6 protein-coding genes are annotated in these 6,678 nt (G+C 69.1%); 3 read left to right on the forward strand and 3 right to left on the reverse strand.

Annotated features, from left to right (window positions below; translation table 11 throughout):
- Nucleotides 1-132: 132 nt before the first annotated feature.
- The 3 genes from ACWGIU_RS25465 to ACWGIU_RS25475 form a co-directional block, all read right to left on the reverse strand.
- Nucleotides 133-981 carry a hypothetical protein gene (locus ACWGIU_RS25465; RefSeq protein WP_453709438.1) on the reverse strand — a complete coding sequence of 283 codons (849 nt, stop codon included), beginning with the start codon at nt 979-981 and terminating at the stop codon, nt 133-135.
- A gap of 212 nt (nt 982-1,193) precedes the next feature.
- Nucleotides 1,194-1,505 carry a hypothetical protein gene (locus tag ACWGIU_RS25470; RefSeq protein ID WP_453709440.1) on the reverse strand — a complete coding sequence of 104 codons (312 nt, stop codon included), beginning with the start codon at nt 1,503-1,505 and terminating at the stop codon, nt 1,194-1,196.
- 833 nt (nt 1,506-2,338) lie between these two features.
- Entirely contained in the window at nt 2,339-3,016 is a 678-nt protein-coding gene (locus ACWGIU_RS25475) for a helix-turn-helix transcriptional regulator (RefSeq protein WP_453709448.1), read from the reverse strand.
- 83 nt (nt 3,017-3,099) lie between these two features.
- Here ACWGIU_RS25475 and ACWGIU_RS25480 point away from each other — a divergent pair, with 83 nt between their 5' ends.
- The 3 genes from ACWGIU_RS25480 (at nt 3,100) to ACWGIU_RS25490 (ending at nt 5,994) form a co-directional block, all read left to right on the forward strand.
- Nucleotides 3,100-3,537 (forward strand): hypothetical protein, encoded by a 438-nt coding sequence (locus ACWGIU_RS25480; RefSeq protein ID WP_453709442.1) that lies wholly within the window; start codon nt 3,100-3,102, stop codon nt 3,535-3,537.
- 142 nt (nt 3,538-3,679) lie between these two features.
- Nucleotides 3,680-5,515, forward strand: coding sequence for a glycoside hydrolase family 15 protein (locus ACWGIU_RS25485; RefSeq protein ID WP_453709444.1), 1,836 nt, complete (start codon nt 3,680-3,682; stop codon nt 5,513-5,515).
- Entirely contained in the window at nt 5,512-5,994 is a 483-nt protein-coding gene (locus ACWGIU_RS25490; protein ID WP_453709446.1) for a hypothetical protein, read from the forward strand. Before ACWGIU_RS25485 ends, ACWGIU_RS25490 begins: the two co-directional genes overlap by 4 nt.
- Nucleotides 5,995-6,678: the final 684 nt, after the last annotated feature.

Raw genomic sequence — 6,678 nt, forward strand, 5'->3', positions numbered from 1 at the left:
ATAGGCGAGGCATCGCCACCCGCTACGACAAGACACCCGAAAGCTACCTCGCCGGCCTCCAACTCAGCGCCGCAATGAGCTGGATCGACGACCTCCTGAAGACCGTCGAATGATCACGACATCACACAGGCCCTAGTTTGACTGGGTCCTGATCTCCCCCAGCGGTGTGAAGCCGGTCCAGCACGGCGTGTCGAGGCGGAGGGTTCCCGTTCCGCCGGCGCCGCCGTCGCAGTATTCCGAACCGGAATCCGAGTTGAGGAAGACCCCGTTCGGATCAACGTCGGTTCCGGCGAAGGGGGCTCCGGGAAACGTCTGCGCTCCGACATTGAGCGAGTCGTAGGGGCAGCCGCCATCGGCGGTGTAGCAGGCGGCACTCTCCCCGATGGGGCTGTAGCCGGAGTGCGTGGTGTTGAACGCGACCGTCCAGATGACCTGGTCGGGCAGGTCGACCTTGGGGAACTTGAACTGGACGGTCTGCGCGAACCCGTTGTAGCACTTCTGCTCTTTCGCGCTGAACCACTTGCCGGCGTCCGCCCCGGTGCAATTGAAGGGGTCCGCCGCAGGTCGGTACGCGATGTCGGGCGTCACCGTCACGGTGGCCAACGGCGCGCCGGCCGGGGTCGGGGTCGGACCGGAGTTGTCCACCGCATAGATGTTCGCCGTCATGGGGTGGCTGAAGGTTGCCCCTGCCGTCGTCCCACAGTTCCCGGCAGACCACGTCCCGGTCTGGCACGCGAAACTCGACAGCACCACCCGCAGCGTCTTGAGGGTGCGAACCGTGCCGGTTTGGGGGGCGAGTTCTACTTCGTCGCCGAATTCATTCGTCGAGGCCGCCTCGAAGCCCAGGCTGGTGACGTTGCCCGGCAGCTGCTTGGGGATCGAACTGTAGGTGATCGCGTCGTTGACCTGGCTGGACGCGGGCTGAGCGGCGGCCGGTCCCGCCAGCAGGCTCAGAAGAGCCAGCGGCGGGATGCTGTACATGAGCCTGCGACCCGCTCCGTGTGGCCGCTTCGTGGCACCAGCGTCCGGCTGCTGACCCCCGCTGTTCCCGCCTGGTAGGTACCTGTCCAAGATCTTGCGCATGGCGCCTCCGCCCAATCCATCCGATTCGGACATCCGGGGCGGAACATAGGTCTTGCCGGCAAGCGACGTGGTGGACACTCCACAGGGGTAGACGAATCGGGTGAATGCATTCATTCGAGAGAGTGCCGCACCTGCCCCACTTGCTGCACCACCTCCGCGAGGCGGGCGGGCGCGGGTCGTGCAGGTGATGGGGTACGGCTCTGAGCGGCATCCGGTCGGGGACCACTCGTCCGCTCGCCCGCGGTCACCAGGTACTGCCGGACGACCGAACCCTCGTCGGTCTCCTCGACGAGTTCGTTGAACCAGAAGGCCGTCGCGTGCTGCTCCGCCCGGTTGGCACGCTGGAAGGGCAGCGTCGCGCGGCTGGCGTGGTCCATGATCGCGTCGATGATGGCGTTGTGGAAAGGAGGCAGGTCAGGCATGGTGCGTGAGCGTAACGGACCGCCGAGGGCGGCCCTTCGCTGCGGTCGTGTTCAGCCGGTCTACAGCCGAACGTGTAGCCGCCAGGGGCCGATGCAACGGGCGGCGACGTTGCGCACGGGCACCACCGTCGAGCTCCCCTGCGGTCGGCACCCGAATAGCTAGGGGTCTCGTGAAGAGCCGGGAGGCCGCCATGTGCAGCTCGGCCCTCGCCGTCGCACCGTCGCCGGGGGAGCACCGTGAGTTCGGTGGTGTCCGCGACCGCGTCGACCAGCCGCGCCACCCCGGCCGGCCCCGAGACTGACCGGTGACGTGAACGCCGAGCACCCCGGGCACCCACTCTGCGAGGGCTCCCCGGCCGGCCCCGAGACCGATTCGATTACCCGCGTGCGGGACCCGGGCGCGACACCGGCGCTCATCTCCCCATGGTCACCGCCACCACCGACAACGCCCCGACAGGAGCTCGGCGGGCCCGGGGCCGGAACATGCGAAGGGCCGTCACCTCTTGGCGAGGTGACGGCTTCAGTCCGTCTCTGCCCGGTCTACGGAGCCGGGGTGAACTCCGCGTCGGGGCCGCCGCAGCCGGCCGCGATGTCGAGCAGCCGGTCCTGCTGCACTTGTCGACCACCGGGCCCCACCGGAGCTTGGTCGCGGTCTACGGGTACAGCGTCACCCGGCCTCCCTCGTCAGCCCCCTGCTTCCAGGGTCCAGCGGCCCGGACAGCCGGGCCGGCAGGCGCCCGGCGTCATCCATCCGAGGGGAGGAACGCGCCCGCACCCCCGCCCACCGCCATCCACGCCGCACTGGCTGCAGGGTCGCAGGCGCGCCGGTCCGATCAGGCGGCCGGCTGCAGCCGGACGCAGCATTGTCCGGGGCGAGGTTCCAGGCATGCCTCGATTCCTGGCTCGTCCGAGCTGCTGAGGACACCGCGTAGTAGGTGGAGGTTCATGCCGCAAACCGTCTGGGTGTGTTCCTGGGCCAGCGTGTGGAAGGGGCAGTTGGCCAGAACGATGGAGTCGTTCTCGTGTCGTGGTTCGAAGCCGTAGCGCTCCAGCAGGTCGAACACGTTGGTCTTGTTCTGCTCACCCAGTTGAGCTCCGAGCTCTTCGGCCTTGCGGTGCAGCACCTGCCGCACCGGCTCGCCGGTGGCGTCGGATTCCTCCACGGCTTGGGCGAGGAGCCTTCCGGCCAGCTCGTAGCGGCGGTCCGGCAGGTTGACGGCGACCTGTTTCGTTGAGCGGCGGTAGAGCTTGGCCGGCCTTCCCGCGCCCGGCCCGGAGCGTCCGCTGCGGCGCTCGTAGACGACGTCCAGCAGCGATTCGTCGGCCAGCCGGTCCAGGTGGAACGCGGCGGTCTTCCGGGCCAGCCCGAAGGCGGCGGCCGCCTCGTCCCGGCTGACCGGGCTCGGCTGGCGGACCACATGGTCGTACAGCTTCCTGCGGGTCGGCTCGTCGAGAGCCGCGATGGCGGAGACGTCGGGGTCGCGTACTTCCTTCGGGATGTCCACGAACACCAGTGTAAAACCCACAGCCATTGACTAAAGAGCGGGAGAGGGCTTCTATAGGAAATGAACCTTGCCGATAGAAGGAGGGGGCCATGTCCTCCGCATCCACAAGCACCACCGCCGCCGCCCCGCGCCGAGCGATGCTCACCGACCCCGCCTACCAGGCGTTCACGATCCTGCGTATCGGCTTCACGGTGGCGCCGATCCTGTTCGGGCTGGACAAGTTCACCAACCTGCTCGTCGACTGGCCCACCTACCTCGCGCCGTGGATCGACGACATCGTTCCCGGCAGCGCCCAGGCGGCCATGTACGCGGTGGGTGCGATCGAGATCGTGGCCGGCATCGCCGTGGCGCTGGTTCCGCGCTTCGGGGGCTGGCTGGTGGCCGGCTGGCTCGCGGGCATCATCGTCAACCTGCTGACCATCCCGGGCTACTACGACATCGCCCTGCGCGACTTCGGACTGCTCCTCGGCGCCGTCGCGCTCGCCCGGCTCGCCCAGAGCGACCACACCAAGCGGCAGCGACCGTGAACAGACGCTGAGCGCGCCGAACCCCTCCGGCGGGTGGAACCTCACGGCACCACCCGCCCGTGCCGCGCTTCCTCAGATCGCCCGGAGTTCATGGTGCGCCCTGTGCAGAGCGGGAGATCAGGCCCGATGAGATGGTGAAGCCATGGGAACTTCTCCCAGAACCGATCGCCATCGCCCGGCGGCCTCGCGGACGGATGGCTTCGTCCCACTGCGCGACTACGCGGTGATCGGCGACGGCCGGACCGCGGCACTGGTCGCCCGTGACGGGTCGGTGGACTGGCTCGGCCTGCCGGATCTGGACTCGCCCGCGGTGTTCGGCGCCGTGCTCGACGCCGACCGCGGCGGCCGGTTCCTCCTGGAACCGGCGCTGCCCTACCGGAGCGAACGCCGCTACCTGCCGGGTACGAACGTCCTGGAGACCACCTTCGTCACCCCGCAGGGCACCGTGCGGGTCACCGACGCGCTGACCCTGCACGACGAGGCCGCACTGGCTCCGGTACGCGAACTGCAACGGCGCATCGACGGCATATCGGGGGCCGTGCCGATGCGGTGGAGGGTGCAGCCTCGATTCGGCTACGGCAGCCGCCCCACGCGGTTGGCCTGGCGCGTGGGAGTCCCGGTGGCGACAGCCGGCGGTGACGCGCTCGCCGTATGTGCCTGGGAGGCCGGCGAACCCCGGTGCGAAGAGGATTCGATCAATGGCAGCTTCCTTACGGCGCCGGGCAGGAGCGCCCTGATCGCCATGCCGTTCGCTCACCAGGAACCACTGGTCCTCCCGGCCCGCGCCGAATGCGACGTACGACTGGAACACACGTGCGCGGCCTGGCGGCGCTGGGCGGACGACCGGATCTACACCGGCAGGTGGCACCAGGCGGTGATGCGCAGCCTGCTGGCCTTGAAGCTGCTGGTCTTCGCCCCGTCGGGCGCGGTCGCGGCCGCGGTGACGACCTCGCTGCCCGAACACATCGGCGGCGAGCGCAACTGGGATTACCGCTTCTCGTGGGTCCGCGACTCCGCCTACACCCTGGCCGCCTTCCTGCAGCTCGGCTGCCCCGCGGAAGCACATGCCTACTTCTGGTGGCTGATGCACGCCTCCCAGCTGACCCACCCCCGCCTGAAGGTGCTCTACCGGCTGAACGGGGGAGCCCACACCACGGAACGGGCCCTCCCGTGGGAGGGCTACCGCGGCTCGTCGCCGGTCCGCGTCGGCAATGCGGCCGTCGGCCAGATCCAGCTCGACACGTACGGCGAGCTGATGCAGACCGCCTGGCTGTACGCGCAGGCCGCCGGCCGGCTGGATGCGGACGTCGCCCGGCGCCTGGCGGAGGTCGCCGACCTGGTCTGCGCTGTGTGGCAGCATCCCGACTCCGGCATCTGGGAGGTCCGCAGCGCACCCCGCCACTTCACCCAGTCGAAGATGATGTGCTGGGTGGCGCTCGACCGCGCGGCACACCTCGCCGAGCACCGCTACATTCCCGACCGGCACTTGGCCCACTGGCACGACGCCCGCCAAAAGATCGCCACGTTCGTCGAGACCCGATGCGTCTCGCCACGCCGCAATTGCTACGTGCGCTCCGCCGGCAGCGAGGACCTGGACGCCGCCGTCCTCCTCGGCCACATCTATGGCTACGACGGCGACGTCCAGCGCATGGGCGCGACGATCACGGCCGTGGGGCAGGAGCTGCGGCATGGGCCGTTCGTCGACCGCTACTCCGGCGAAGACGGCCTGAGTGGACCCGAGGGTGCGTTCCTCGCCTGCTCCTTCTGGCTCGCCGAATCCTTCGCCCGCACCGGACAGCTCGCCCGGGCAACCGAACTGATGGACGACCTGGTCCGCATGGCCAACGACGTGGGCCTCTACAGCGAGGAGATCGATGCGGTCACCGGTGACTTCCTGGGAAACCTGCCCCAAGGGCTGAGCCACCTGTCGCTCATCAGCGCCGCCTGCGCCATCAACAGCGCCGAGGCGGGCGGGTGAGCGCCTGGGGAACGGCCGCAGGGGCGTTCGTCGGCACTCTGTTGCTGACCACCGCATTGCGCGCCGCCGGCGAAATGCGTTTGACGCGCATGGACCTGCCCTTCCTGCTGGGCACGGCGGTGACCGTCAACCGCACGCGCGCCAAGGCCCTCGGCTACCTGATGCACTTCGTCAACGGCGAGATCTTCGCGTTCGTGTACTACGCCGTTTTCCTCGCGATCGGCGTAGCCGGCTGGTGGCTGGGCGCACTCTTCGGCCTTCTGCACGGCCTGTTCGCCGGCACCGCCCTGGTCAGCGTTCTGCTGCCGCTCCTCCACCCCCGGATGGGCAGCCCGCTCACCAGCGCCCCCGAGGTGGCCCTCTTGGAACCACCCGGGTTCCTCATGCTCAACTACGGACCGAGTACTCCCGTGGTCACCGTCCTCGCCCACATCGGCTATGGAGCCATCGTCGGCGGTTTCACCCAGCTCGGTGCCTGACACGGATGCCGTCACCGCACAGCGGGCATGTGGCCGCCGCATGGGTGACGGCCGGTGTGACCGGTGCGGCGCTCGGATACCGGAGCGCGCGCGGGCGGCGGGCATCAAAGATCGTCGGCCCCCGCGCTTACGAGGAGGATCCGCTGCTGGTGCCGCCCCGGAAGGAGGCCGAGCGTTTGGTGGCTGAGCTTCAGCTCTGACGGCGTCCATGCAGGGCGCGCAGGTAGTGACTGGTGGCGGTGGTGTTCACATCCGCGCCCCTTGCCGAAGCCGCAGAAGACGGACTTCAACGGGAGCAGGTCTACCGAAGGGCGGCATCTGCTCCTGTGATGCCGGCACGGGCGAGACCTCCCATCAGGGTTCAACACGCACGCATACCCACCGACGCGTCCCAGCAGCACCGGGCGCCCGCGGCGAAACCACCGAAAAGCCCGCAACAGCGAGCAGCATTCCGACGGCGGGCGCGGTGAAGACTGCCGATCTCCGGCAATGCGCTCTCGGGTGAGTACCGACAGGATCAGAACAGGTCATCCTGCGGGACGCGGAGTGATCAGAGACCCGTGGGGTTGTGGAGGGTCAGGCGGCGGTGCGCCGCGCGGGCATGGGCGATGCGGGCGATGGCGGTTCCGGCGCTCGCCGCCGCCAGGAGGCATCCGAGGCGGACCAGGTCGGAGCCGGCGGACC

Source organism: Streptomyces sp. NPDC054840 (assembly GCF_053611065.1).

Excerpts from the sequence above, each read along its gene's own strand:
- ACWGIU_RS25470 (WP_453709440.1), bottom strand. The coding sequence starts at position 1,505 with ATGCCTGACCTGCCTCCTTTCCACAACGCCATCATCGACGCGATCATG.
- ACWGIU_RS25465 (WP_453709438.1), bottom strand. The coding sequence starts at position 981 with ATGTACAGCATCCCGCCGCTGGCTCTTCTGAGCCTGCTGGCGGGACCG.
- ACWGIU_RS25480 (WP_453709442.1), top strand. The coding sequence starts at position 3,100 with ATGTCCTCCGCATCCACAAGCACCACCGCCGCCGCCCCGCGCCGAGCG.
- ACWGIU_RS25485 (WP_453709444.1), top strand. The coding sequence starts at position 3,680 with ATGGGAACTTCTCCCAGAACCGATCGCCATCGCCCGGCGGCCTCGCGG.